The sequence below is a fragment of the Enterococcus sp. E5-37 genome, from assembly GCF_035726925.1.
Classification (GTDB): Bacteria; Bacillota; Bacilli; order Lactobacillales; family Enterococcaceae; genus Enterococcus_B; species Enterococcus_B faecium.
On the sequence record NZ_JAPMLG010000002.1, the window covers coordinates 58,649 to 85,461 of the forward strand.

26 protein-coding genes, 1 tRNA gene, 1 pseudogene and 1 other annotated feature are annotated in these 26,813 nt (G+C 38.8%); of the genes and pseudogenes, 5 read left to right on the forward strand and 23 right to left on the reverse strand.

Going from position 1 to position 26,813, the window contains the following annotated elements:
• Positions 1–218: 218 nt before the first annotated feature.
• The 5 genes from OS138_RS01845 to opp3b are packed head-to-tail and all read right to left on the reverse strand — an operon-like array spanning position 219 to position 5,245.
• Positions 219–1,229: an RNA-guided endonuclease TnpB family protein gene (locus OS138_RS01845; protein ID WP_127821286.1), complete on the reverse strand. Its 1,011-nt coding sequence runs from the start codon at positions 1,227–1,229 to the stop codon at positions 219–221.
• Positions 1,230–1,240: 11 nt separating this feature from the next.
• Positions 1,241–2,194: an ABC transporter ATP-binding protein gene (locus OS138_RS01850; protein ID WP_002289330.1), complete on the reverse strand. Its 954-nt coding sequence runs from the start codon at positions 2,192–2,194 to the stop codon at positions 1,241–1,243.
• Positions 2,184–3,254 carry an ABC transporter ATP-binding protein gene (locus OS138_RS01855; protein WP_002327647.1) on the reverse strand — a complete coding sequence of 357 codons (1,071 nt, stop codon included), beginning with the start codon at positions 3,252–3,254 and terminating at the stop codon, positions 2,184–2,186. Before OS138_RS01855 ends, OS138_RS01850 begins: the two co-directional genes overlap by 11 nt.
• Positions 3,255–3,259: 5 nt before the next feature.
• Positions 3,260–4,303: an ABC transporter permease gene (locus OS138_RS01860; RefSeq protein ID WP_002293994.1), complete on the reverse strand. Its 1,044-nt coding sequence runs from the start codon at positions 4,301–4,303 to the stop codon at positions 3,260–3,262.
• Positions 4,304–5,245: an oligopeptide ABC transporter permease gene (gene opp3b, locus OS138_RS01865; RefSeq protein WP_002293573.1), complete on the reverse strand. Its 942-nt coding sequence runs from the start codon at positions 5,243–5,245 to the stop codon at positions 4,304–4,306.
• Between the two features lie 83 nt (positions 5,246–5,328).
• Between opp3b and OS138_RS01870 the strand changes: the two genes are divergently transcribed.
• Positions 5,329–5,676, forward strand: coding sequence for a DUF3899 domain-containing protein (locus OS138_RS01870; protein WP_127821287.1), 348 nt, complete (start codon positions 5,329–5,331; stop codon positions 5,674–5,676).
• Positions 5,677–5,745: 69 nt separating this feature from the next.
• On the opposite strand, the gene OS138_RS01875 is transcribed toward OS138_RS01870, so the two are convergent.
• The gene (locus OS138_RS01875; RefSeq protein ID WP_002299119.1) at positions 5,746–7,410 is read right to left on the reverse strand and encodes a peptide ABC transporter substrate-binding protein; all 1,665 of its coding nucleotides are present in this window, start codon (positions 7,408–7,410) and stop codon (positions 5,746–5,748) included.
• A gap of 178 nt (positions 7,411–7,588) precedes the next feature.
• Here OS138_RS01875 and OS138_RS01880 point away from each other — a divergent pair.
• A pseudogene (locus OS138_RS01880) lies at positions 7,589–7,663 on the forward strand (ribonuclease P); the annotation flags it as partial.
• Between the two features lie 293 nt (positions 7,664–7,956).
• Here the strand turns inward: OS138_RS01880 and OS138_RS01885 are convergent.
• On the reverse strand, positions 7,957–8,505 hold the full coding sequence (locus tag OS138_RS01885; protein WP_002293989.1) for an aminoglycoside 6'-N-acetyltransferase: 549 nt from the start codon (positions 8,503–8,505) through the stop codon (positions 7,957–7,959).
• Between the two features lie 552 nt (positions 8,506–9,057).
• Between OS138_RS01885 and OS138_RS01890 the strand changes: the two genes are divergently transcribed.
• A complete protein-coding gene (locus OS138_RS01890; protein WP_142652111.1) occupies positions 9,058–10,161 on the forward strand; it encodes an iron-containing alcohol dehydrogenase family protein in 1,104 nt (367 codons plus the stop codon).
• Here the strand turns inward: OS138_RS01890 and OS138_RS01895 are convergent.
• From OS138_RS01895 to OS138_RS01925, 7 genes are all read right to left on the reverse strand, one after another.
• Positions 10,158–10,364 (reverse strand): hypothetical protein, encoded by a 207-nt coding sequence (locus OS138_RS01895; protein ID WP_002307236.1) that lies wholly within the window; start codon positions 10,362–10,364, stop codon positions 10,158–10,160. The genes OS138_RS01890 and OS138_RS01895 overlap by 4 nt on opposite strands.
• Positions 10,354–11,421, reverse strand: coding sequence for a 23S rRNA (adenine(2503)-C(2))-methyltransferase RlmN (gene rlmN, locus OS138_RS01900; RefSeq protein WP_002293986.1), 1,068 nt, complete (start codon positions 11,419–11,421; stop codon positions 10,354–10,356). Before rlmN ends, OS138_RS01895 begins: the two co-directional genes overlap by 11 nt.
• A gap of 229 nt (positions 11,422–11,650) precedes the next feature.
• The gene (locus OS138_RS01905; RefSeq protein ID WP_087626449.1) at positions 11,651–14,098 is read right to left on the reverse strand and encodes a DNA translocase FtsK; all 2,448 of its coding nucleotides are present in this window, start codon (positions 14,096–14,098) and stop codon (positions 11,651–11,653) included.
• A 188-nt stretch (positions 14,099–14,286) separates the two neighbouring features.
• A complete protein-coding gene (locus tag OS138_RS01910; protein ID WP_325069611.1) occupies positions 14,287–15,723 on the reverse strand; it encodes a glycoside hydrolase family 1 protein in 1,437 nt (478 codons plus the stop codon).
• A 441-nt stretch (positions 15,724–16,164) separates the two neighbouring features.
• Complete coding sequence (locus tag OS138_RS01915; RefSeq protein ID WP_002289242.1) at positions 16,165–16,980, reverse strand: amino acid ABC transporter substrate-binding protein; 816 nt, start codon at positions 16,978–16,980, stop codon at positions 16,165–16,167.
• Between the two features lie 17 nt (positions 16,981–16,997).
• The gene (locus tag OS138_RS01920; RefSeq protein WP_127821290.1) at positions 16,998–17,633 is read right to left on the reverse strand and encodes an amino acid ABC transporter ATP-binding protein; all 636 of its coding nucleotides are present in this window, start codon (positions 17,631–17,633) and stop codon (positions 16,998–17,000) included.
• An 18-nt stretch (positions 17,634–17,651) separates the two neighbouring features.
• Entirely contained in the window at positions 17,652–18,293 is a 642-nt protein-coding gene (locus OS138_RS01925) for an amino acid ABC transporter permease (protein ID WP_002289240.1), read from the reverse strand.
• A 155-nt stretch (positions 18,294–18,448) separates the two neighbouring features.
• Positions 18,449–18,683 (reverse strand) — a binding site (T-box leader).
• Between the two features lie 89 nt (positions 18,684–18,772).
• Here OS138_RS01925 and OS138_RS01930 point away from each other — a divergent pair.
• Positions 18,773–19,258, forward strand: coding sequence for a prolyl-tRNA synthetase associated domain-containing protein (locus OS138_RS01930; RefSeq protein ID WP_087626447.1), 486 nt, complete (start codon positions 18,773–18,775; stop codon positions 19,256–19,258).
• A 126-nt stretch (positions 19,259–19,384) separates the two neighbouring features.
• Here the strand turns inward: OS138_RS01930 and OS138_RS01935 are convergent, their stop codons facing one another.
• Both OS138_RS01935 and OS138_RS01940 read right to left on the reverse strand, forming a co-directional pair.
• A complete protein-coding gene (locus tag OS138_RS01935; protein ID WP_061343876.1) occupies positions 19,385–19,684 on the reverse strand; it encodes a bacteriocin immunity protein in 300 nt (99 codons plus the stop codon).
• Positions 19,685–19,822: 138 nt separating this feature from the next.
• Positions 19,823–19,895, reverse strand: a tRNA-Thr gene (locus OS138_RS01940).
• A gap of 120 nt (positions 19,896–20,015) precedes the next feature.
• On the opposite strand from OS138_RS01940, the gene OS138_RS01945 reads away from it, so the two are divergent.
• A complete protein-coding gene (locus OS138_RS01945; protein ID WP_002294094.1) occupies positions 20,016–20,258 on the forward strand; it encodes a hypothetical protein in 243 nt (80 codons plus the stop codon).
• Between the two features lie 138 nt (positions 20,259–20,396).
• On the opposite strand, the gene upp is transcribed toward OS138_RS01945, so the two are convergent.
• The 7 genes from upp to prfA all read right to left on the reverse strand — a co-directional run bounded on the left by upp (position 20,397) and on the right by prfA (position 26,813).
• Positions 20,397–21,026 carry a uracil phosphoribosyltransferase gene (gene upp / locus OS138_RS01950; protein ID WP_002294095.1) on the reverse strand — a complete coding sequence of 210 codons (630 nt, stop codon included), beginning with the start codon at positions 21,024–21,026 and terminating at the stop codon, positions 20,397–20,399.
• A 133-nt stretch (positions 21,027–21,159) separates the two neighbouring features.
• Complete coding sequence (locus tag OS138_RS01955) at positions 21,160–22,107, reverse strand: alpha/beta hydrolase (RefSeq protein WP_325069613.1); 948 nt, start codon at positions 22,105–22,107, stop codon at positions 21,160–21,162.
• A gap of 162 nt (positions 22,108–22,269) precedes the next feature.
• On the reverse strand, positions 22,270–23,514 hold the full coding sequence (glyA, locus tag OS138_RS01960; RefSeq protein ID WP_002294099.1) for a serine hydroxymethyltransferase: 1,245 nt from the start codon (positions 23,512–23,514) through the stop codon (positions 22,270–22,272).
• 174 nt (positions 23,515–23,688) lie between these two features.
• Entirely contained in the window at positions 23,689–24,714 is a 1,026-nt protein-coding gene (locus OS138_RS01965; protein ID WP_127821292.1) for an L-threonylcarbamoyladenylate synthase, read from the reverse strand.
• 21 nt (positions 24,715–24,735) lie between these two features.
• Positions 24,736–24,915 (reverse strand): hypothetical protein, encoded by a 180-nt coding sequence (locus tag OS138_RS01970; RefSeq protein WP_025479785.1) that lies wholly within the window; start codon positions 24,913–24,915, stop codon positions 24,736–24,738.
• On the reverse strand, positions 24,908–25,747 hold the full coding sequence (gene prmC / locus OS138_RS01975; protein WP_002325410.1) for a peptide chain release factor N(5)-glutamine methyltransferase: 840 nt from the start codon (positions 25,745–25,747) through the stop codon (positions 24,908–24,910). Before prmC ends, OS138_RS01970 begins: the two co-directional genes overlap by 8 nt.
• Positions 25,740–26,813: a peptide chain release factor 1 gene (gene prfA / locus OS138_RS01980; RefSeq protein WP_002289676.1), complete on the reverse strand. Its 1,074-nt coding sequence runs from the start codon at positions 26,811–26,813 to the stop codon at positions 25,740–25,742. Before prfA ends, prmC begins: the two co-directional genes overlap by 8 nt.

Genomic DNA, 26,813 nt, shown 5'->3' on the forward strand with positions numbered 1-26,813 from the left:
ACGTTTTTTGTTTCAGAATTTTGATGTATTCGTAAACTTTCTGAATAAAAAATTAACAATAGCAGAAAAAGCTCGTACGAACTTTTTCTGCTATTGTTTTATTGGTTTGTCATAATTAGTGAGCTTTTCTTCAAAAGAAAAATTCCTAGAAACAAAAGTCATTAAGACTTTTTATTAACAAGGCGAACCCTAACGCTCCTATCAGTTTCATTCATTTTTTATCCCTTGATAACCGAATGTCTGCCCATTTTTTCTACTACTTGGCTCTTTCTTACGGAATTGCTTTCTTCTGCTCCGTCGGTATTGATCAAAAGAAATTTTTTATTATACCATTGGGACTTATAACGCAATTTTGTTATTAATTTATGCCAGTCATGAATAGAAAAATCAGCATGTGCTTCTTCTTTTGGAAAAGATTCTACAAATAAGTAGTCATATTGTTTGACCAATTTCCCAGATAATTGTTCAAGATAATCTTCTCGCTGGTTCTTTTGTTTCAGATAAAGATCCATTACTTTTCTCTTTTGTTTCTGATAATTGCTTGCCTGATCTAACCTTGTCTTTCTATGGTGAGCGGAGCGGACTTTTACGCTTAATTTCCGCTGTGCATGCTGAAGTTTTTCTTCTGTCTGGTCAAATTTTGGCAAAGATACTTCTATGGGCTGCGATGTTTCGATCAATGTTTTTGGATGATAGGCGATCCCAATCCATTTAGCTGAAGATTCTTTTTTTATTGATGAAACATCACAAAGTAGTGCGACATAGAACTCTTCATTATATCGAGCAGAAATCGTAGCGGAGCGAATCGATCCTTCAACTGGCCGATGCTGATTTATCTTGATTAGTTCTTTTTGTTTTGGTAACTTTAAGTAGCCATTTTCCAGATAGATCGTACGGGTTTGGTTGTTGGTCGTATAAGATTGCCACATACTTTTTTTCGTTTTAAGCTTTGGGAAGCTGGCACGTCCCTTGAAATAATTGCGAAAAGCCCGGTCCAAATTAAGCTGTGCATTTGCTAAAGCAAGACTGTCTACTTCTTTTAAGAATGGGTATTCTTTTTTTAGTGTAGCGGGTGTGAGCGAAAAATCGGCCACTCCTGTTTGTTGCCAACTTTTCTGCCGTTCTTTCAGCAAATGGTTATAGGTAAATCGAACACAGCCAAAAGTACGGATCAATTGCTGTTTTTGTTCTTCTGTCGGATACATACGGAATTTAAAAGCTTTTAGCATCTATGTCCCTCCTAGTTAGCAACCAGAAGAGATTCCTTTTGTCGTTTTAGTTTTTTTGCGTAATATGGGACTTCCTGCTCAGTTGCATAGACAAAATGTTCTGGTGCGATTTCACGAAGTTGACGTACTTGTCCGTCATCTGGTTCAGGTTGATATTTGATTCTTCTGCGTTTTCTCTCATGATCTGGATCTGGCAAAGGAATAGCAGATAACAAACTTTCTGTATAAGGATGAACACCGTGATTATAGATTTCATCACTTGTTCCCATCTCTAATAACAAGCCGTTATGCATTACACCGATTCGGTCACTAATATGTTTAACCATCGACAAATCATGTGCAATAAATAGATAGGTCAATTGATGTTCTTTTTGGAGATCCTGCAACAAATTGACCACTTGGGCTTGGATCGACACATCTAGTGCAGAAATTGGTTCATCACAAATGATAAAACGCGGTTTTACTGCCAATGCTCGTGCAATACCAATACGCTGGCGTTGCCCACCTGAAAATTCATGAGGATAACGAGTACCGTGGCTTGGATTCAATCCAACAGTTCTCAATAGATCATCGACTTTTTTTGCACGCTCTTCAGATGATTTAGCTAGTCCATTAACATCAATTCCTTCGGCAATGATATCTCTGACTTTCATACGAGGATTCAACGAAGCGTATGGATCTTGAAAGATCATCTGAACATCATGTCGGAATTTCGTCAATCCTTTTTTGTCTTTGATCTTCGTTATATCTTGACCGTCGAATAATATCTCACCATCAGTAGGTTCATTCAAGCGAATGATTGTACGGCCAGTAGTGGATTTTCCGCTTCCAGATTCTCCAACTAAACCGAATGTTTCTCCTTCATAGATGTGAAAGCTGATGTCATTTACAGCATGTACTTCATTCTTTTTTCCTACATTGAAATACTGTTTCAGTCCTTTAACTTCAAGTAGTTTATTTGGCATCAGCAATTCCTCCTTGACCGTAAGTATGTTTTTGTTTCTCTTTATAGATAGCCCAGCGACGTTGGATTTCTTCTGGCGGTGTCACTTTGGGTGCCTGCGGAGCAAGTAGCCAAGTTGCTGCCTTGTGTGTTTTTGATAGTTCAAAAAATGGTGGTTCTTGTTCTGCATCGATTTTCATCGCGAATTCATTTCTTGGATAGAATGCGTCTCCTTTTGGCGGGTTCAATAAATCCGGTGGAGAACCAGGAATAGCATACAATCGATCGTTCGCACTATCTAATGTCGGCATTGAACCAAGCAGTCCCCAAGTATAGGGATGTTGCGGGTTGTAGAAAATTTCTTCCGATGTTCCAACTTCAACGATTCTTCCTCCATACATGACAGCGACACGATCAGCGACATTCGCTACTACACCAAGATCATGAGTGATAAAGATAATTGATGTATCGATTTTTGTCTGAATTTCTTTCAGCAGCTCCAAAATCTGTGCTTGAATAGTCACATCAAGCGCTGTTGTAGGTTCATCAGCAATCAGGATTTCCGGATAACATACCAGTGCAATCGCGATCACGATCCGTTGACGCTGACCTCCTGAGAACTGATGCGGATAACTGTTGATACGTTTCTCAGCTTCGGGTATTCCAACTAATTTAAGCAATTCTAATGCAGCTTTTTGTCCCTCTTTTTTTGAAACTTTATTATGCTTTCTAAGGGACTCAGCGACTTGCTTCCCAATGGGCATCGTCGGATCTAAAGAGGTCATTGGATCTTGGAAAATCATCGCTATTTCTTTACCACGGATTTTTTGCATCTCTCTTTCTGATTTTCCAACGATATCGTTACCTTTAAAGAGGATTTGACCAGCATCTATATTGGCGTTGCTTGACAGCAAGCGCATGATGCTTCTGGTCGTCACTGATTTTCCACTTCCAGATTCCCCAACGATCGCCAATGTTTCTCCTTTATTCAAATGAAAATTGACACCGCGAATCGCTCGTACCTTTCCAGCATACGTATCAAAAGAGATTTCTAAGTCTTTCACTTCTAAAATTTTCGTCATCGTCTTCACTCTTTCATTTTAGGATCAAAGGCATCACGCAATCCATCAGCAAGTAAGTTAAAGCCAATCATGATAACCGATAAAGTTACTGCCGGAATCCACAACAGATAAGGCAGATACAGGAATGTCTTGTACCCTTCGCTCAACATCGTTCCTAATGAAGCTGACGGAGGCGTAAGACCTAAACCGATAAAGCTTAAAAAGGCTTCGAAGAAAATAGCAGATGGAATACTAAACATCATTTGAATAATAATGACACTAGAGATATTCGGCAAAATATGTTTGAATGCAATTTTCATTCTTGATTCACCTAATGTCAATCCAGCTAAAACATATTCTTGATCTTTTAATTTCATTGTTTGTGCACGAACGATACGTGCCATTGGTATCCAGTTTGTGATGGCCATAGCAGCCACGATTGAAAAAATTCCTGGTTCAAAAACGACCAACATCAAAATCATGACAACGAGGTTTGGAATTCCTGACAAGATTTCCAAAAAACGTTGCATCACGTTATCGACACGTCCGCCTAACAAACCAGAAACCAACCCGTAAGCTACACCAATCGTTACATCTAGTAATGCAGCAATAAATGCGATCAGCAACGAGATTCTCGTTCCCATAAATAAGCGGCTTAATACATCACGTCCCAAACCGTCTGTTCCTAAAAAGAAATTTACGTTTGAAGGGACGTTTGCTTGAGCATATTTATCAACAAGTTCACCACCAACCATTGCTTTTCCATTCAATCCATCGATATTGATTCCCGGAATACGAGGAGGCAAATTGATATAAGCCACGTTTTGGGCAGTTGGATCATGAGGAGAAACAAAGATTGTGATCACAGAGATCAAAATGATGACCAATAGTAAAACCATTGAAATAACGGCAGCTTTGTTTTTCTTTAAACGGCGCCATGAATCTTGGATAAAATTCAAAGAAGGTGCAGTAATCTGTTCACGTTCTTCTTCGGTATTTTTTTGTAATGGAAGAAATTCATCCGCAGGGATATCTGCGACTGTTTCATAACGCTTTGGTATCATTTCCATTTATCCTCGGCTCCCTTCTGAAACACGAATTCTTGGATCAACTAGACCGTACAATAGATCCACGATCAAAATAACAAAAATCAGCATAAATGAGTAAAGGATCGTTACAGCCATGATCGTAGGATAATCATTTGTTGTGATTGACTTAACGAATTGTTCCCCGATACCAGGAATAGCAAAGATATTTTCTACCACCAGTGATCCGGTCATCAATGCTACAGCTAACGGTCCTAATAAAGTCATCAATGGAATCAAACTATTTCGAAGACCATGTTTAAAGGCGATTTCCCAACGGCTCAATCCTTTTGCTTTTGCTAATTCCACATAATCACTATGCAGTACTTCCACCATTTCCGTACGGATAAACCGAGCAGAGTCAGCAAGCGGCGACATGGCCAACGCAATTGTTGGTAAGATTGTGTACACAAAGCCATCCCATTTTGCGATTGGCAAAACTTGTAATTTGATTGCAAATATATATTGTAATAAAACAGCAAATACAAAGTTTGGAATGGAACGACCTAATATCGCTACGAGTGTAGAAGATGTATCTGCCCATGTATTTTGCTTCATGGCAGAGATCGTTCCTAAAATCGTTCCTAGGACTGTTCCAAAGATAATTGCCTGTAAACCTAACTGCAAGGATGGTCCGATTCTTCCAGCTAGCAAATGTGCGACTGGCTGGTTTTTAAATTGGAAGGAAATTCCAAAATCTCCTTGAAGCAAATTAGAAAGATAAATCCCATATTGTACGATAACTGGTTTATCCAAACCAACTTGTTTATTTAGCATCTCGATTGTTTCAGGACTCAAACGTTCCTGATTCGTATATGGCGTGCCCGGCAGCAATTGCATCAAGAAAAAGGTGATTGTTGCAATTAACCAAAGCGTGATGATCATGAAAAAGACACGTTTTAATACATATTTGATATAACTATTCACTAATGTTTCCCCCTAGCTTTTGACTTCTGACAGATGTTTCGCTACATTATTAGATAATGAACCAAAAATAAAGGAGCAATCAAATGAAAAAAAAATTTATCCCCTACGCAGTAGCTTCTCTACTGATTCTGGTTAATTTAATAAAAAATCTCATCAACCATTCCTTTACACTCATTCAATTATCTAATGATCTATTCTTATGGTCATTGCCGTTTCTGATTATCGGCGGTTTTTTATGGGTCTTTTCTTCGGGTTTCTTCGATCATTTTCAGCGATCGGTCCATCTTGCACGAACAAGGAACCGAAAGAAAAAACCAGAATTTCCCTCGCTCTCGTCTGCCAGCTACGGTATGTACAGCTTTTGGCTGATCATTGCCGGAATACTAATTGCTCTTTCTGCTATTTTCATGCTTTTTTCTTTGTTAGGATAAGTGAATATGAGAACGAGGTTGCGACATTTGCCGCAGCCTCGTTTTTTCTCATGCTCACGGTATTAACGATTATTCTTCAACGTATGTCCATTTGTAATCCCATGAAGCACCTGCCGCATGGTGAACGATACCTTTGATTTTTTCATTCACTAGGTGACCTTCTGCTTTTTGGTACACCGGAACGACACCCATATCATCAGAGATGATCTTGATTGCTTTTTGGAAATCATCCCAACGGGCTTGTTCATCGCCAGCGTCTGTTGATGAAGCTGCTTTAACTGCTTCGTCATATTCTGCATTGCTCCAGCGACCACGGTTGTATGAATTACCTGTGACAAACAAATCAGTAAAGCTGCTTGGGTCTGCATAGTCAGCAGCCCATCCGCCTAGTACTGCGTCAAAATCACCCGAAGTTGAGCGGTCAAGACGTACAGAGAATGGAACAGGTGTTGGTTTGACTGTTACGCCATCCAAGTTTTCTTGGATTGAGTTTTGAACATATTCGATTACTTTTTTCGATGAATCATCATCAGAAGCCATCAAATCAAATTCTAAAGAATCAACGCCCAATTCTTTTTTCGCTTTTTCCCAATATTCTTTTGCTTTATCTTTGTCATAAGAAACTAATTTTCCAGCTTCTTTTGCAAAGTCTTCGTTCGTTGTTGGACTTTTTACCATATCTGATGGGATCAATCCTGTAGAGACAACTGATCCGTCACCTAGTACTTGTTTTACTAAAGCTTCACGATCGATAGAATAAGAAATAGCTTTTCTTAGGTTCACATTGTTGAATGGTGAATTCTTTTCACGTTGATTGAATTCGATATAGCTTGTCCGCGCTTCTTTAACAGAAGTATAAGCTGGATCGTTTGCGTTTTGCTGTGCTAACTCACCAGACAAGATCACGTCATCTGCTTGGCCATCTTTGAATAAGTTCAATGCAGTAGAAGATTCTTTTACTACACTGACTTTGATTTCAGAAAGTTTTACTGTATCTTTGTCCCAGTAATGGTCATTTTTCTTATAAGTCCATTCTGTATCTGTTCCTGGTCCATCAAAATCTTCTAATGTGAATGGTCCATTATAAACAGCTTTATCACTTGCAGATGCATAGGCATCCCCATTTTCTTCCACTACGGATTGTTTTTGTGGGAAAAATGATGGGAAAGCAAGCAGATATTGGAAATATGGTGTTTGTTTCGTCAATTTGATTTCTAATTCATAGTCACCAACTGCTTTGATCCCTAGTTCTGATTTATCTTTCTTTCCAGCTGTGATGTCTTCTGCATTTTCAACTGGCGCATACAGGTAAGCATATTCAGAAGCTGTAGCTGGGTCTACTGTTCGTTGCCAGCCATAAACGTAATCCGCTGCTGTCACAGGATCACCATTTGACCATTTTGCGTCTTCTCGTAATTTGATTTTGTAAGTTAATCCGTCTTCACTGACTTCTGCCAACTCGCTAGCTCCTGCCGGCTGTGGTTTGCTGTCTTCATCAAGACGGTAAATTCCTTCATAAACGTTATTCAATGCTGTAAAACTGATTGTATCTGTTGCAACTGATAAGTCAGCTGTAGGCATTTCTTGAGGCACGACTAAGTTAAATACGCCTCCTCCATCTGCTGAACCGCTTTTTGCTGAACTACTGTTGCTTGTGGCTGAACTGCCGCCATAACATCCAGCAAGTACAAGGCCGCATACCGCAACCAAACCAAATGTAAATTTCTTTTTCATTTTACGTACCCCTTTATTGGAATTTTCAGAATAATTAATATTTTCTGAAGTTGTTTAAGAGTTTAATGAATAATTATTAAAAAATCAACACTTTTTTTTGTCTTTTTCATAAAATAATGATTTTTTCGTGAGGTTTCAAGGAATTTTTCAGAAAAAATAGCTTTGTACAAGGTTTTCCATGGTCTTCCAAAAGCCATTAAATAATTTTCGTTATATTGTCTATTATTACCATACAAAGATAAAAAAGAATAAATAAAAAGAAACTGTGACAAAAGTCTTGTCACAGTCCCATATCTGAATAAACGGTGTTCAAAAGCTTGCATCTGCGGTAATAAGCCCAACCAAACGAAAAATATGAGGAGCTATTTTTGTTTGGCTGTTCTTATTACTTGATGCAGGACAGCTTTTTCACAACCTCTGGTACATGGTGTTCCAAAAGTAGCTTCTTCGGAAATAAGTTGGAATTTCACAAAAATTCAAGAAGTAATTTTCGTAAATTCCTTCTTATTTCTTGAAGCTGATCACTTCTGTCACAACCTCTTTTTATTATTGAGAATCTGGTCGAGGAATAATCGTTTTTGCCATCCAAATATCCGGTTTGTCCCAGCCATTTGCATTTGGTAAGACACCTACGATTTTATAACCTAATTTTTCATAGAATTCATACGGATGTTCCCGAAGGTTCTGGATGGAAGCCACTTTATCAAATGTATGCTCATACAGGTCCGTTTGACTTAACGTTGTTCCATGGTCTAAATCATCCGTACCTAAATAAATCGTGATTCCTCCTCTGGAAGCTACTTCTTTTTCTAAGTAATTGACTAATCGAGTACCTATTTGGTTCTTTCGTCGGGAGCTTTCTACAACTAATGGATGCAATTCCCAACCTGTGATACCGTATTGAGGGATTGCACCAATAAATCCTACTAACTCATCTTGGTCTACCGCTGCTACCGCGATTCGTTCTGGATTCATCATTTCTTCTACTTCTTCTGCCGAGCTGTCTCCATATTCTTCCGGCCAAGTCAGTCTCAGTAAATCAGAAAGCTGATCTTTCAATACTGGATTATTACGGTCAAATTCACTGATTATCATACGTCTTCCCCCTTGTTCTTGCTTATTCTAACAGTCCTTTTGAAAAAACGAAATGTTCTCGCTCAAAAATCTTTAGCTACCAATCAGTATCTCTATTCTTTCATTATTTATCTTACTTATAAAATAAAAAAATTATACAGAAACACTTTATTCAAAATAGGAAAGATCAGGAAAGCCATCAATTGGAGGAAAAAACTCTGTTTGTTCATCATGATATAGATTATCTTTTGCTTTAAAAAAAACCAATTATGAATTGACAAATAAAACCTGTTTTCATATAATAATCTTAATTTTTAGAATTTTTAGATAATTACAAAAAAGCAAAGGTAATCGGTAGAAATACTAAGAGGAACAAAAATTCAATATTGTCGTTTTCAATGTTTTTGTACTTGTTCGTTTTTAGGATACTTATTGATGATTTCAAGGTGTTCATGCCACCTTATTCATCACTTATCCTGTCTTAGGTTCACCTCTACTCCATCTACAGCTGCAGTCAGATCGATCACTCTTTAAAATTTTAACCCGTTTCAACGAAGAAAGAAGGAAATGAATATGAGTCAAAGTGTTTTCTTACCAAATTATACCATTGGAACAGATGCGTATGAAAAAGCAAATGGAATCGTCAAAGAATATGGGACAAAAGTAGTGCTGATTGGAGGGAAGACTGCACTTTCAAAGGCAGAAAACAAAATAAAAGCAGCTTTGACACAGGAAATAGAGGTTGTCGCCAGTCTCTGGTACGGGGGTAATTCAACTTATGGAAATATTGAACAGTTGATCCAGCATGAAAGTGTCCAAAAAGCAGACGTCCTGTTTGCAGTCGGTGGTGGCCGTGCTTGCGATACTGTAAAAGTCATTGGTGAAAAACTAGCTAAACCAGTCTTCACCTTTCCCACTATTGGTTCGAACTGTTCGCCCGTCACTGCGGTATGTGTCATCTATAACGAAGAAGGCGTAATGGACGGACTCTTCTTTCCTTCAAAACCACCTGTACACACCTTCATTGATACAGCAATTATTGCCGAAGCACCTGATAAATACTTATGGGCAGGTATTGGCGATGCTTTATCTAAAGAAGTCGAATCTACTTTTTCTGCTCGTGGCGATGATCTAGGCTACACGGATAGATTAGGAATCCAAATCGGAAAAATGTGCATTGATCGTCTCTTGACTTATGGTACGCAAGCATTGAAAGATAGTGCCGACGATCGTCCCTCATATGCAATTGAACAAGTCGTTTCGGATATCATTGTTACTACCGGATTGGTTTCTGTTTTAGTTAACAATAACTATAATTCTGCTATGGCACACTCATTCTATTACGGTACGACTGTTCTAGAAAAAATGGAGAGATACCTTCACGGAGCATCTGTCAGTTATGGTGTACTGACCTTATTGATGATGGATCAGCAGTTCGATTTGTTTGATAAAATCTATGTGTTTATGAAAAAGAACCAACTTCCAGTATCGTTAACCGACATGAATCTCAATGTCACGACCGATTTAGAAGCAATCTTAGATAAAGCCATGGCAACAAATGATATTAAACATGTGCCTTATGAAATCACCCGAGAAAAATTTAAACAGGCCATTCTTGACGTAGAAACTTATCATGCTACACAAGAAAGCCAGCAAGGATATAAGAAAATCAGTTAAATAATTGCTAAAACCCCCATCAAGCAGGCTGTCATCAAATTGAGGACATTTCTTTGCTTGATGAGGGTTTTTCTTGTCAAAAAAAGCTTTATAGCTTTCGCTATAGAATCTTTTCTCTTATTTAAGTTGAACAGTTCCTTAATTAAGAAAACTGCTCCTTTTATGGTAATTGAAAAAACGAGTAGGCTACGATTATTTGGCAACTGTTTTTTTCATTTGCTTGCTTCGCAATTGTCCGCAAGCTGCATCAATATCTGTACCATGTTCTTTACGTATCACACAGTTTACGCCGTTTTTCTTCAATACATCATAAAATCTCAATACATCAGCTTTTGGACTGCGAGAATATTGATCATGTTCACTGACTGGATTATATGGAATCAAGTTGACATATGCTAATTTTTTCTTATCTTTTAATAGATCGGCTAATTGCTGTGCATGCTCTGGTCTGTCATTTACTTGATTTAACATGATATATTCAAACGTGATTCGACGGTTTGTTTTCTCTAAATACTCATCTACAGCTTCCATCAATTTCTCGATTGGGAAACTTCGGTTGATCCGCATGATCGATGTTCGCACCTCATTATTCGGCGCGTGCAAGGAAATAGCCAGATTGACTTGCAAGCCGTTATTAGCGAATTCCTTGATTTTGTGTGCTAATCCACTAGTGGAAACTGTAATGTGCCGAGCACCAATTGCCAATCCTTTGGCATCATTGATGATATGCAAAAAGTCCATTACATTGTCGTAATTATCAAATGGCTCACCGATCCCCATTACAACGACATGTGAAACGCGTTCGCCAAGATTGCGCTCATCAAAATAATGTTGGACCATCATGATCTGCGCAACAATTTCTCCAGCAGTCAGATCACGGTTCTTTTTGAGCAGCCCGCTTGCACAAAATGTACAGCCGATATTACATCCTACTTGTGTCGTCACACAAACTGACAAGCCATATTCTTGTCTCATCAGTACAGTCTCAATCATGTTTTTATCAGGGAGTTCAAACAAATATTTTACTGTACCATCCGAAGCTTCTTGGACGACCATCTGTTTTAGAGGATTGATGATAAAATGCTCCGATAATTTTTCGATCAATTGTTTCGATAGATTCGTCATTTCTGTGAAATTACTTACACGTTTTTGATACAACCATTCCCAAACTTGGGCAGCTCGGAATTTTTTCTCGCCGTTTTCTATAAACCAATTGATTAATTCTTCATTCGTCAAGCCATAAATGGACTGTTTTTCCAAAGTATTTTCCCTCTTTTTCTCAAAGTTTCGCTACATACTATACATGATTCATTTCCTTAATGCAATACTTCACAAATAAATCGAATAGAACTTTAATCTCACAAAAACTAAAAAGACAAGACATCATACCGTATTAGAAAAGATGGAAAAAAACCATTTTTTCTTTTGGTATCATCATGCCTTGTCTTTTTATTGGTTATTCGTTTTTCAACCCTTCATCACACAAGTTTTACATGTCATTATCGTCCGGCAACGTTTCTGATGTTTCTTCCTGCTCAATGAATACTTTCCGAGGCTTGCTTCCTTCTGACGGGCCAACAACTCCATGAGCTTCCAGTTCATCTACTAAACGTGCTGCTCGGTTGTAACCGATCCGAAATCTTCTTTGGAGAAGGGAAATACTTGCCGTTTGCATTTCAATGACAAGTGCTTTTGCTTCTTCAAACAGCTCATCTTGTGGCTGCTCTGGAGCACCTGTCGTTTCAACTTCATCTGTCGGCATCATTTTCTCTTCATAATGAGCTTCTTGCTGATCTGTAACAAATTGAACGACCCGTTCTACTTCGTGGTCAGAAATGAATGCTCCTTGCACACGGATCGGTTTATTCTCACCCATTGGCAAGAATAGCATATCTCCTCGCCCTAAGAGCTTTTCTGCCCCATTAGAATCAATGATCGTCCGAGAATCTGTACCGCTTGATACCGCAAATGCCATTCTGGAAGGTACATTTGCTTTGATGATTCCTGTGATAACATCCACACTTGGACGTTGAGTAGCTAGGATCATATGAATCCCCGCTGCCCGAGCCATTTGCGCTAAACGAATAATCGCATCTTCAACTTCATTGCTGGCTACCATCATCAAATCAGCTAATTCATCTACGATCACTACGATGAATGGTAAGGTTGGATGTTTCGTTCCGTTTTCCAAGTTTTTCTGTTGAACAAATTCATTGTAACCAGAAATATTTCTTACTCCGGTTGCCGCGAATTTTTCATATCGTTCTTCCATTTCTTGTACTACTTTTTGTAAGGCTTGCGCTGCTTTTCTAGGGTTCGTCACGACCGGCGTCAACAGATGAGGTATGCCGTTGTACATATTCAATTCAACCATTTTCGGATCGATCATCATCAGTTTTACTTCATGGGGCTTAGCACGCATTAATATACTTGTGATGATCCCATTAATTGCTACTGACTTCCCACTACCAGTCGAACCAGCCACGAGTAAGTGAGGCATCTTCGAAAGATCAGCCGTTTGTACCCGTCCAGAAACATCACGTCCTAAAGGTACTTCTAGTAATTTATCTGGGTGGTTTGGTTGTGCTTCGATGATTTCTCTAAAGGAAACCATACTGATCTTTCCATTTGGTACTTCAATACCAATCAGTGATTTACCTGGAATCGGTGCTTCCATCCGGACATCTTTCGCCGCTAAAGCAAGCGCGATATCATCTGTTAAGTTCACAATTTTACTTACTTTTACCCCTACAGCCGGCTGGACTTCGAATTTTGTGACGGATGGTCCTAAGCTGGCTTTGACGACCTTGGCATCGACACCGAAACTTTGGAAAGTTTGTTCTAATACGCCGATATTTTTTTCAATTTTTTTATACTCATCACTTTGATCCACAGTTGGTATAGAATCAAGCAAATCAACTGTCGGTAATTCATAGTCTTGGTTTTCCTGTTCTGCTTCAATCTCAAATTCTAATGAGGTACCGTCATCCTCTGGCAACTCATCTGAAAAACCTTCTGCTGTATTGGTCTGTTTTGGTGTATCTGGTACTGGTTTCTCTAGATTCGCAGGATGGATATTTTCTTGAAAACTGTCGATTGGAACAAAACTTAGCTGCTCCGGCTCTGTATTTTCTGGTTCCTGCCATTCATCAGCAGTATTTTCCCTTTGCTGGCTCACCGCTTTTTTCTTCTCATATTCTGCAGCTTCTTTTTCTGCAGCTTCTTTTGCAGCTAAGCGCCTTGCTTCTTTCGCTTCTGCGCGCTGTTTCATTCTCTCTTCCTTTGCCGCTTGCTTTCGAGCTTGCTTGGCAGGATCACCTTCCAATAATCCCTGTACTCGTTCTCCAATTGATTGGATACCATTTAACAGCTGATAGCCTTCCAGATTACTGAACAGGAATGCTCCTCCTGCCAGTAATAGTACTGCTGCTAAATAACTTCCAGGCTGTGCAATCAAGAAGTAAGTAAAATGATAAAGGATTGCTCCAATCATCCCACCACCAACGTTATTGTCTACTTGACTTTGTTTTATATCACTGGCTAACAAATCCCATGTCGTCCCCATGATATTTGGTTCCCCAGTATGGAGTTTGCCAAATAAATGGGCATGTAACAATAATAAGATACCGAAATAAAAGAGTATGCCGCCAAACCAGCGTCGGTTTTTACCAATTGAAAACTCTGTATTCTTAATGACAATCCAAAATCCTAAGACGGCTAATAAAAGACAGAGGATTTGGTAAGTATTTCCTGCAATGATCCGAAAGCCGTTTGCAATCAATATTCCTAAAAAACCTAATTTTAAAAAGCCGAAGACAGCAAATAAAATCAAGGCAAACCCAACACCAATCGTCAGCATTTGTTCCTGCTGCTGTTTTTGCTTTTTCGTTTTTTTCGTCTTTTTCCTTTTTTTAGTAGGCCGTTTCTTTTGTGCCATTTATTATCCCTCATTTCATCAAGTTTCATTATACAAAAAAAAGTAAGGGAACTAAAGTTTTGTTTGAAAGAACTGACGCTTTCTTTCATTTTTCAGCTTATTTTACAGTTTTTCTTAATTTCTAAACGATTTTATCAAAAAAAGGCACGGCCATATCCAGCCGTACCTTCTTGTTTTAAGTATGTGAACTAAAGGTTCTCTCCATTTTGTTCAATCAGTTTTTGATACCAGTAATAACTGTCTTTCTTGTATCGTTCCAAAGATCCTTCTTGTGTTTCATCTTGATCAACATATACAAATCCATATCGCTTTTGATAACCGTTCAGCCAGCTAAGCAAATCTGTATAAGACCAGGTGCAATAGCCTAGGACTTCTGCTCCATCCGAAATTGCTTCTTTGATGGCTTTGACGTGGCTTTGTAAGTAATTGATTCGATAGTCGTCATGGATTTGTTTATCTTCTGTCAACTTGTCATACTCTCCTAAGCCATTTTCCGTAATCAGTACCGGCATGCGGTAACGGCTTGTGATACGACGCAGTCCGATCCTTAATCCTTCTGGGTCAATCTCCCAGTCCCAATTTGTTCGTTCGACAAATGGATTCTCAACTTTTTTATACATTCCAGGAACTCCAGTTTCTTCTGATGAACCTTTTTTTCCTGTCGTATTCATTTTTCCTGTACCAACTCCGTTTAATGGATTGAATGCATTCGTCGCCGTTTGATAGTAATTGATCCCAAGAAAATCTGGTTTAGCAGATTCTAGCAATTCTGCATCGCCAGCTTCAATCGTTGGTGCCCATCCTTTTTCTTCTAAGAACCTCATGGCAGCAATCGGATATTTTCCCCACATATAGACATCCATCCAATAATTGGCCATCAGGTCTTCTGCATTTTCAGCAGCCAGAACATTTTCAGGATTACTGTCAATTGGATAATTTGGCGTATACGCAAAGCTTGGTCCGATTTTCCCAGGCATTTCTAACTCGTGAAATTTATTGATGACAGATGCATTTGCTAAATTAGCAATATGGTTAACTTCATACATTCGTTTCGGGTCTGTCACACCTGGCGGATGTGCTGCTAACAAATAACCTAATGAAGTGAAGATATTTTGTTCATTCAAACTAATCCAGTAATGGACTTTCCCGCGGAATGCCTCAAATAATGTTTCTGCATAATGAGTGAAATCTTCAATGATCTGACGTGATTCCCAACCATTATATTCATCTTGCAATGCTTGTGGAAGATCCCAATGATATAAAGTCAACATAGGTTCGATATCGTTTTCAATCAATTCGTCGATCAATCTCTCATAAAAAGCGAGCCCAGCTTGATTGACTTCTCCTCGTCCATTAGGAAAAATCCGTGTCCAAGCTACAGAGAAGCGGTAAGCTTTCAGACCTTGTTCTTTCATTAAAGCAATATCTTCTTTATAACGATGATAGTGGTCTACTGCCAAATCACCGTTCGTTCCTTTAAATGTCTTTCCAGGTATCCGTACAAATCGATCCCAGACTGATTCTCCTTTCCCATCTTCTTGCCAAGCTCCTTCTACTTGATACGCTGCAGAAGCAGAGCCCCACAGAAAATCTTTTGGAAATGAGGTAAGTTCTTTGTGTTCCATTCATCTCTTCCTTTCCTATAACCTTCAATCGTTCCTCTTTTAGAATAACACGAAACCCCTTCCACAACAAAATAAAATTATGTAAAGGAGGTTGTGACAGAAGTGGTCAGCTTCAAGAAACAAGAAGTAATGTACGAAAATTGCTTCTCAAAGTTTTGTAAAATTTCGGCTTATTTTTCGAAGAAGCTACTTCTGGAACACCGTGTATAAGAGGTTGTGAAAAAGTCGCTTAGTTTCGAGTAGTAAGAAAAATTTTGTGAAAATGGCTTTCTACATTTTTGCATAAATTTGGCTTAATACCGAGAAACTGGCTTTTGAACACCGTTTACCAAGAGGTTGTGAGCCTGCCATTCAGCTCCGAGTCACAAGGAGTTGGCAGGAGAACACTGTTTATTCGGAAAAAGGGACTGTGACACGTCTTTTGTCACAGTCCCCTATTTGTTAATTTCTCGGCGTAACATCTTCGCCAAACCATTTATCGGATATTTTTTGGAATTCACCTGTTTTCTCTAGTTGATCTAGGGCTTCATTGATTTTTTTCACTAATGTACTATCTGACTTGCGTGCACCAACTGCAAAATCCTCACTTTCATAAGAACCTTTTGTTATGTTGAAGTCTTCTAGTTCGTTTCTTTGTTTCAAATAATAGTCTGCGTATACTTTATCCATCAGCAGACCATCGACCCGTCTGCTTTTCAGATCGATCAATGCTTCATTAAAACTATCATACAAAACAGCATCTTGGTTTTTGACTATCTCTTTTAATACTTCTGGTTGTTTCGTAAATACATCATAACCAGATGACCCATTTTGCGCACCTAATCTCTTATTATTCATTTGTCCAAAGTTTGTGATTCCTGATTCTTTAGGTGTGATCAGCACTTGATCGTTTTCCATATAAGGTTTTGTAAATTGCACTTTCTTTTCTCTTGCCGGCGTTTTGGAATAGCCGTTCCATATCAAATCGATCGTTCCATTGTTCAGTTCAAATTCCTTCATTGACCAGTCAATGGGCTGAAAGTCTACCGTAATCCCATATTGTTCAAAGACTGCTTTGGCTAAATCAATATCAAATCCTGTGAGCTTCCCGTCTTTATCTCTAAATCCCATAGGAACAAATGTATCGTCTAAACCTATAACGATTTTTTTCTCTTCGTTGATAGTCGCCCAATTATCTGCTGAAGTTTTTTTGTTCGAACAGCCTGCAAAAAGAAGAAGACCTGCGATCAAAGCGAATAGAAAACTGGTTTTTTTCATCTCTATCTTCTCCTTTCTTAATGAATTGGGGAAACTTTTAGTAATTGATCACCGACATTTTCTGCAAATACTAAATCATGGGTGACAATAATTTGGGTTACCCCATCTTCTTTCAATGATAGGATCAAACGCTCGACTTGCTGGCGTAATTCAGGATCTAAAGCACTTGTTGGTTCATCATAAGCCAATACCCGTGGATTCATAGCCAATGCTCTGGCAATCGCTATCCGCTGTTTTTGTCCGCCAGAAAGCTGATAAGGATAGTTATTCAATAAATCACTAATCCCTAATGAAGCCGCTAATTCTTCTGCTTTTTTGGTGTATTCTTCTTTTGTCTGTTTCAATACCATTTTTGGTGCTAAGGTAATGTTTTCAAAAATATTCAGATGTGGAAATAGCTGGAAGTCTTGGAATACGACTCCTACAACTTGTTCTTTCATTTTAAGCTCGAATGGGTTGAACGGTACACCATCTAAATAAAATTCTCCGCTGTCAGAACTTTCTAAGCCAGCCAAGATACGTAAAAGCGTGGTTTTACCGCCACCGGAAGGACCTACGATAGCTAATGTTTTCCCATCTGGAATGATTAGATTCAAATCTTTGATTATTTTTTTTTCACCAAATGCTTTGTTCACTTTCTTCAATTCAATCATATTTCTTCCTCCTATCAGTTAGCGGTAATAATTTAATTTTCCTTCAACTTGTTTCATTACGATTGTTAGAATACCAGTCAATGTAAGATAGATGATTGCCACGCCTAGCAAAGGCAGTAAAGTCGCGTCGCGTTCCATCGCGATTTTCCCAGCACGCATTACGTCACCTAAACCTAATATATAGATCAAGGAAGAATCTTTGACCAAGTTGATAACTTCATTCCCTACAGAAGGTAAAACAATCTTTGTCACTTGTGGGATGACGATTTTCGTCACCGTTTGAAAGGGACTTAATTGCAAAACTTGCGCTGCTTCATATTGACCTTGAGGAATCGATTGTATCCCTCCACGAAAGATCTCTGCAAAATAAGCTGCATAGTTTAAGATAAAGGCAATGAGTGCTGCTTCGAAACGATCAAAAACGATCCCAATCGTCGGCAACCCATAAAAAATAAAAATCAGTTGCAACAACAGCGGTGTTCCCCGCATAACCCATACATATGTTTGAAGCAAGTAGCGTAGCGGCTTAAAATGCAAAGACAATCCTAATGCTAAAACAATCCCTAATGGTAATGAGCCAATCAAGGTAAATAAAAATAATTTCAATGTTGTGAGTGCTCCTACTAATAATTGCGGCATAACTTCAATCAAATACTCCATCTTCTTTTCCTCCTTTAAAATAAAAAAATCCTCTTGGCAAATGCCAAGAGGACGTATTATACGTGGTTCCACCTCTGTTTATTTTTTCCTTGCAGAAAAAACCTCACACAGTCGTTGCCGTTCAGATGAAAACAAAAAGTCCTTTGATCCGAAGATCAAAGGACGTTAATCACGTGGTTCCACCTTTTTTTACCGGCTCCTCACGGAAAAGCCAGCCTTATCTGGTCATCTAGCAACGACCGCAGCTGTAACGGGCTCCCCGGATTTTCCTACTATACGCTTCAGAAAATCGACTCCAAGATGTGTTTCACGGTTAACTGCTGCCTCTTTCCACCAACCAGAGACTCTCTAAAAACACCTAACGGCTACTCTTCTTTTCGATGTCATTTGTTTTAACTTTACGTGTAATTTACATGATTATTTTTCATTTGTCAACTCTTTTTTATGATACACTAATAAAAAAAGGAGGGTGATGCGCGATGAGTCGTGCAACCGAACAAGAAGCTTATGAACTACTAAAAAAACTGGGTATCTCTTTTCAAAAAGTCGATCATCCTGCGATTACGTCAGTCAAAAATGTCCCTTTTTCCCTACCTGGTCCGCAAGTAAAAAATCTATTATTGAAATCAAGAAAAGGAAAACAAATCTATCTTGTCATCTTGCCTGATGAAAAGCATGCCGATTTAAAAGAACTAGCTGAACAATTAAAAGAAAAGCGCTTATCTTTTGTTTCTGAAGAACAGCTTCCTGACCTCCTAGGCGTTCCAGCAGGTACAGTAACTCCATTAGCATTGATGCACGACAAAGAGAAACAAATCCAAGTCGTGATCGATGCTGCTATTGATCGTCAAGATACCGTAGGCTTTCATCCAAATATCAATACCACTACGTTGATCATGGATTTTTCCGACTTTGAAAAGATACTTGCTTACTTAGAACATCTGCCAGTTTATGAAAATTTGTAGCAAAAAATTCCCCAAAGTTAGATAAATCCATTTAACTTTGGGAATGAATAGAATCATTTGAACCTAGCGTTATTTGAAAAAACTACAATTAAATTAGTAGAAAACTTTTGATTGATACAAATCTTTTTATAAATGCCCAAAAGTAATCGGTGCCGAAGCCATTCCTCGACCTAATTCTTTTTCAAATTTTCCTATTGTTGATATCTCCATATAAAACGGTGAGACTGGTTTAGACAATTCCCCCTTGATTGCTAACGGACGTAAACTATGTTCCAAATTATTCATGACTTTAGGATAATACTGACCTTTTTCTAAGCCTGTTTTTGCTTCTATCAGAAGTATACGTTCCTTTTCATTGATCTCTGGATTTAAAACGAGATCATATAATTTTAGTACCATGTTTTCTATTTCTTCACTTTTAGACATCACAATTTCCTCCCAGAAATATATTTCTCCCCACTACATTCTATAAACAAAGTATACGCTATTTTTAATGATTTTTAAATCACACAGACATAAATAAAAAAGACAGATACCCGACCAGGGTATCTGTCTTTTGCTTTATGCCAGCTATAGGGATCGAACCTACGACCTACGCGTTACGAGTGCGTTGCTCTACCAACTGAGCTAAGCTGGCCTTATCCAAAAGAAATTATATACTCTATTTGGCTGATTGTAAAGAGTTCGATGGAAAATTAGTTTAATTTCATGATATTTTTCATAAAACGTGGTATAATTAATGTGAAAGGCAGGTTTTATGAAAATGGCAACTTTTGGAAAATTTGATACAACTATCGTACCATCGGAAATTGGTGAAAAATTCAAGATCAATACTCACGTAATGTTCACAATTCACGGCAAGTCGCAAACTGGAACGATTTCAAAGCAATTGAAAAATTCCGCTGTTGTTGAGATTGATGAAACTGCAGAAAATGCGAACTTGATGACGCAAAGTAAGGGTGTAGTAATCGTTAACTACAAAGAACTAAAAAAGATTTGAATTTGACCATCTCTGCATTTTTGGGATGGTTTTTTTATATGCAAACGAAAGCTGTGAAAAAGCTGTTCTGCATCAAACGTTAAAAATGACCAAAAAAGGATGTGACAAAAGTTGTGTCACACCCTTTTTCGTATTTACTTATTTTGTACCAAACAAACGGTCACCCGCATCCCCTAGTCCAGGAACGATATAACCATGTTCATTCAATTTTTCATCTAGAGAAGCTGTATAGATGTCAATATCAGGATGCGCTTCTTGCAAAGCTTTTACTCCCTCAGGTGCTGCTACCAAACAAACAAATTTGATGTTCGACGCGCCACGTTCTTTCAATGCATCGATTGCCATGATTGCTGATCCGCCTGTTGCCAACATTGGATCTACTACAAACAACTGACGTGCATCAATGTCTTCTGGAAGTTTGACGAAATATTCATGTGGTTCCAATGTTTCTTCATCTCGATAAAGACCGATATGTCCCACTTTAGCAGCTGGAATCAATTCCAAGATACCGTCAACCATTCCAATACCTGCGCGCAAGATTGGAATAATCGCTACTTTTTTACCAGACAACGTTTTTTGTGTTGTTTCAGTGATCGGTGTTTCGATCACGATGTCTTCCAATGGCATATCCCGTGATACTTCATATGCCATCAACATAGCGATTTCATCGACTACTTCACGAAAAACCTTTGTTCCGCAGTTTTTGTCCCGAATAATAGTTAGTTTGTGTTGAATCAATGGATGATCGATCACTTGAAATTTGCCCATTTTTTAAGCTCTCCTTTGTTCTGTCGTTTCTTTTTAATTGTAAAACAAAATCAAGTGATTGACTAGTCAAACTCGCCATTTTTCCTAAGAAAATCCGTTTTTGAAAAGAAGTTTTCCTGCGGACAAGCAAAGCTTATTCTTTTTTCTTGATCCAAGAAGTAGATAATGCCATTGCTGCACGCGTTGCCTTTGTCTGATCCATAGCATTTACCATGACAAAATCATGGATGATTCCTTGGAAGCGTACTTGTGTAACAGGAACCCCTGCATCACGAAGTTTGCGCGCATAAGCCTCACCTTCATCTCTTAATACATCCGCTTCTCCCGTTAAAATCATTGCTGGAGGAAGATCATTTAGTTCATTCAGGTCTGCTCTCAAAGGCGAAGCTGTGATTTCAGCACGCTCTTCCTCATTCGTCGTGTATTGATCCCAAAACCACATCATTCCTTCTCTTGTCAAAAAATAGTTTTCCCCGAATTCATGATAGGAATCTGTATCAAAATCAGCGTTTGTGACTGGATAATACAGCAATTGCTTGGATATTGGGAGGCCCTTTCGTTCTTTTGTTAAGATCGTCATGACTGTAGCCATGTTACCACCTACTGAATCTCCTGCAACGATTAGATTCTCGAGATCCAGATTTTTTGACTTGGCTAATTTATTCAGCTGTTGCAACACAGCATAATTTTGTTCAATTGCTGTTGGATATTTTGCTTCTGGTGATCGACTATATTCTGGATAGACAACGACGGAATTCGTACGAACCGCAAGTTCTCTGATCAATTTATCATGGGTTTGAGCACTGCCAAAAACCCAGCCTGCTCCATGAATATAAAAAATAACTGGTAATTTATCCATATTCCCTTCTGGTCGTACGAGACGAATATTGAGTTTTCCCCATTCGCCAGTATCCACCATCAATTCTTCAATATCGACGGAATATTTGTTCACAGGTGATTCTTGTACTTCTTCTAGTAAAGCTCTTCCTTCTTCCGGTGCTAGTTCATAGATACGCGGATGAGGCGCATTTGCATCACTGAATGCTACTGCTTCCTTTTCTAACGAGATACGATCAGTCATGACTTTTCCTCCCTGAGATTTAGTGTGAAGACTAAAATTACACCTCATATACTAGAGAGCATCACCGATATTGTCAAAGAATCCGTTTTCCCAAAAAATAAACAGAAAAAAACAGAAAAGCCCAACATTGAACTTTTCTGTTTACTAATGGAATTTAAATTTTTATTTTTTATGCAACGGAAATTTTTCAGTTAATTCGCGTACACCTGTTTTGACTTCGTCTAGTTGAGCGTTATCATCTTTTGCTTGTAATGCTTTGACAACTAGTTCAGCCACTTTTACAGCATCTTCTTCTTTGAACCCGCGAGTAGTGATTGCTGGCGTGCCGATTCGAATACCGCTTGTTTTGAATGGACTTAGTGTTTCAAAAGGAATCGAGTTTTTATTTACAGTGATATTCACACTGTCCAAAATGCTCTCTGCTTCTTTTCCATTTATACCTAACTCGCGAACATCGATCAACATCAGATGATTATCTGTCGCCCCTGAAATGACTCTGGTTCCAATTGCTTGATTGAAAACTTTGACCATTGCTTTTGCATTGGCGATGATTTGTTCACTATATTCTTTAAATGCAGGATCTAATGCTTCTTTGAATGCTACTGCTTTACCCGCAATCACATGCTCTAGAGGGCCGCCTTGAATACCAGGAAATACCGCACTATTTATTTTTTTTGCTAATGCTTCATCGTTTGTCAAAATCATGCCGCCTCGAGGGCCACGCAATGTTTTATGAGTGGTAGTCGTTGTGATATCTGCATAAGGAACTGGATTAGGATGAAGTCCTGCTGCTACTAATCCTGCGATATGTGCCATATCTACCATCAGTTTTGCGCCTACTTCATCTGCGATTTCTCTGAATTTCGCAAAGTCGATCGTTCGTCCGTAAGCACTGGCACCTGCTACGATCAATTTTGGTTGATGTTTTCTAGCTAAAATACGTACCACATTATAATCAATAACTTCTGTTGTCGGATCAACACCGTAAGCAACAAAGTGATAGGTTTTGCCACTGAAGTTGACTGGTGATCCATGTGTTAGATGTCCGCCTGCGGAAAGATCCATTCCTAAGATCGTGTCCCCTGGTTCTACCAAAGCGAGATAAGCAGCCGTGTTGGCTTGAGAGCCGGAGTGAGGCTGGACGTTCGCAAATTTCGCTCCGAATAATTCTTTTGCACGGTCAATCGCTAAATTTTCAACGATATCGACAAATTCACACCCACCATAATAGCGATGCCCTGGATAACCTTCTGCGTATTTATTTGTCAAGATACTTCCTTGTGCAGCCATCACTGCTTCGGAGACAAAGTTTTCAGAGGCAATCAGCTCCAAATTATGTTCTTGTCTTTCTTCTTCTTTGGCGATCGCAGCCCAAAGATCAGGGTCAAACGTTTTGTAATCTACCACAAACAACAGCTCCTTTTTATTTTCCTACAATTTTATTTTTCCCATCAAAAACAAATTGCCAAATATTCGTATCTCTTCTATTACGATTAGTTACGCTTAGTTTTTCGTTCACTGATAGAAGATTTACTTGATAGCATTGTATCATACTAAAAGAATGCGACAATAACCAATTGATCATTTTTCAAAATAATTTTGTCCTGCTGCTTTTTTCAAGCGATTCATGTAAGCATTCCCCAATCCAGTTTCTGGATATACTTGTACAAAAATCAAATCTAATCCAAGTGTTGGTTCATCTAATCCTCTTAGACCTGCAAACAATCCTTTAGCCGCCGCTTCTACTGAGTTGTCGTTATACATATAAACAGCTGCAGTATCTGTCCGCACTTGATCCGCAATTTCGGGGCTTGCTATGACACCTGTACGGATCTTCTTATTTTTTGCCCATTGAACTGCAGTTGACCAATCGCCATCTCTGACCATCAGAACACGTGTATCGGGTGAGTAGTGTTTGTATTTCATCCCAGGCGCTTTTGGTGTTTCATTTTCTTTTACAAGATGCTGATCAATAGCAACAGGAGATTCGATGACTGCTTCGATTTGTTCTTTCGTTACTGCACCTGGTCGTAAAATCATAGGCATGGCTGTTGGATCACTTAAATCAAGAACAGTGGATTCTACACCAATTCGCGTAGCTCCATCATCAATAATCCCGGTAATTTTTCCTTGTAGATCATGATATACATGATCTGCAGTCGTTGGACTTGGTTTTCCCGACGTATTTGCACTTGGACCGACAAGCGGAACACCGGAAAGTTCGATTACTTCTAGTGTTTTTTTATTATCCGGCATACGAAATGCAGCTGTGGATAATCCTCCCGTCACAACTGAGGGCAAAGTGTCTTTTTTGATCTTAAATATCAAAGTTAGTGGTCCAGGCCAGAAGTTCTTCACAATCTTCTCTGCTGCCGGATGAAAGTTGTCCACATACTCTTTTACTTGTTCAAAAGAGGCGACATGGACGATTAATGGATTATCTTGCGGTCTCCCTTTTACAGAAAACACTTTCTTGACAGCGTTTGGTAAAAGAGCGTTGGCGCCCAATCCGTATACTGTTTCGGTAGGAAAAGCAACAAGTTCTCCTTCTTTCAGTGCTTCGGCTGCCTCTTGCAATTCTGTTTCATCATATCGTTTCGTTTCCACAGTTTATCCACAACCCCTTTTTCATACATTCTTATTTTGTCTGAGTTTACCCTCAAGTTTTCCACTGTTTGTGGATAATCTATTTGTCAATAGTGGATAAACTTGTTGATAAACCAAAAAGTCGTTTACATCCTTGTCAAATAAGTGTTTTTTTATAATAAAAAAACAAATAAAAAATTTTTCATCCACAACTTCAACCATAAACTTGGATCATTCGTTCATTGCCAAAAAGATCCTTTTTTATCGCCACTTTTTTATCTGGAAATGCTTGCTGAAATATTTTTTTTACTGCTTCACCTTGGCGAAATCCGATTTCTAAAAAAATCTTTCCATTTGATTTTAGTACGCTTGGTGCTTCAACTGCTATTTTTTCATAAATAGCTAATCCATCGTTCTCAGCAAAAAGGGCCATTTTAGGTTCGAATGACCGGACACTTTCATCCATCAGTTCCCATTCATTCCGACTGATGTACGGCGGATTAGAAATAATCACATCAAATTGCTGATCCATTACTGGTCCTAATGTATCTCCATGATAAAAACTGATTTTCGTTCCTTCTTTCTGAGCATTTTCTTTCGCTACTTCTAATGCTTCTTCTGAAAGATCCACAGCAGATACATGCCAATTTCTTCTTGCTGCTTTCAAACTAATAGCAATTGCTCCAGTCCCTGTCCCAATATCTATCACTTCTAACGGTACATCAGGCGTCTCGTCTAAACACCATTCGACTAACTCCTCTGTTTCTGGTCGAGGGATCAGTGTTGCTTCAGTTACCTTTAACCGATGATCATAAAAATCTGCATATCCTAGCAAATACTGAGGTGGATGATCTGCAAGCAGAAGTCGCAGATCGGTTTCGATCAACCGCTGTTCTTCTTCTGAAATCTCTTCGTTCATATGAAGGAGCCAATCAAGTTTTTTCCATTGTTTTCGTTCCAAAAATAAAAATTGGATACTATATGCTTCTTTCCCATGATCCTCTAAAAAAGAAGAAGCCCGTGACAGGACTTCTCGATAGGTCATTTTACCCATTTTGCATAGCTTCCAGTTTTGATGTTTGATCATACATGATCAATGCATCAACGATCTCATCTAATTTCCCTGCTAAAATCTGATCTAATTTTTGGATAGTTAATCCGATACGATGATCAGTCACACGATTTTGCGGGAAATTATACGTCCGGATCCGTTCTGAACGATCCCCAGTTCCGACTGCTGATTTTCGATTGGCATCATACTCGCTTTGTGCTTCTTGCTGGATCTTATCGTACACACGAGCACGCAAGATTTTCATTGCTTTTTCACGGTTCTTGATTTGAGAACGTTCATCTTGCATAGCAACAACGATCCCTGTTGGTAAGTGAGTCAAACGTACAGCAGATGCTGTTTTATTGACGTGCTGTCCGCCAGCACCTGAAGCATGATAGATATCTGTACGGATATCTTTGTCTTCAATATCGATCTCTACTTCTTCAGCTTCTGGCATCACGACAACTGTTGCGGTGGAAGTATGGATACGCCCTTGCGATTCAGTTGAAGGAACACGCTGGACGCGGTGCGCACCACTTTCATATTTTAATTTCGAATATACGTTGTCTCCGGTGATCATCATGATCACTTCTTTATATCCACCGATTCCGGTAACGTTAGCTTCCATCACTTCTGTTTTCCAGCCTTGTGCTTCAGCATACTTTTGGTACATATTGAAAAGATCGCCAGCGAATAATGCTGCTTCGTCTCCGCCTGCTGCTCCACGGATTTCCATGATGATATTTTTATCGTCATTTGGATCTTTTGGTAAAAGCAAGATCTTGATTTTTTCTTCTAAGACTTCTTTTTCTTTTTTTAATTCAGATAATTCTTCTTTTGCTAGTTCAGCCATTTCATCATCCAGTTTTTCACCAAGCAGTTCTTCTGTATCGGTGATTCCTTGTACTACTTCTTTATAACGACGATAAACTTCGACTGTTTCGCGCGTGTTTGCTTCTTCTTTTGAAAGCTGCATAAAACGCTTTGTATCAGAAATCACTTCTGGGTCACTTAAAAGTTCTCCAAGCTCTTCATAACGGTCTTCAATTGCTTGTAATTGATCGTACAT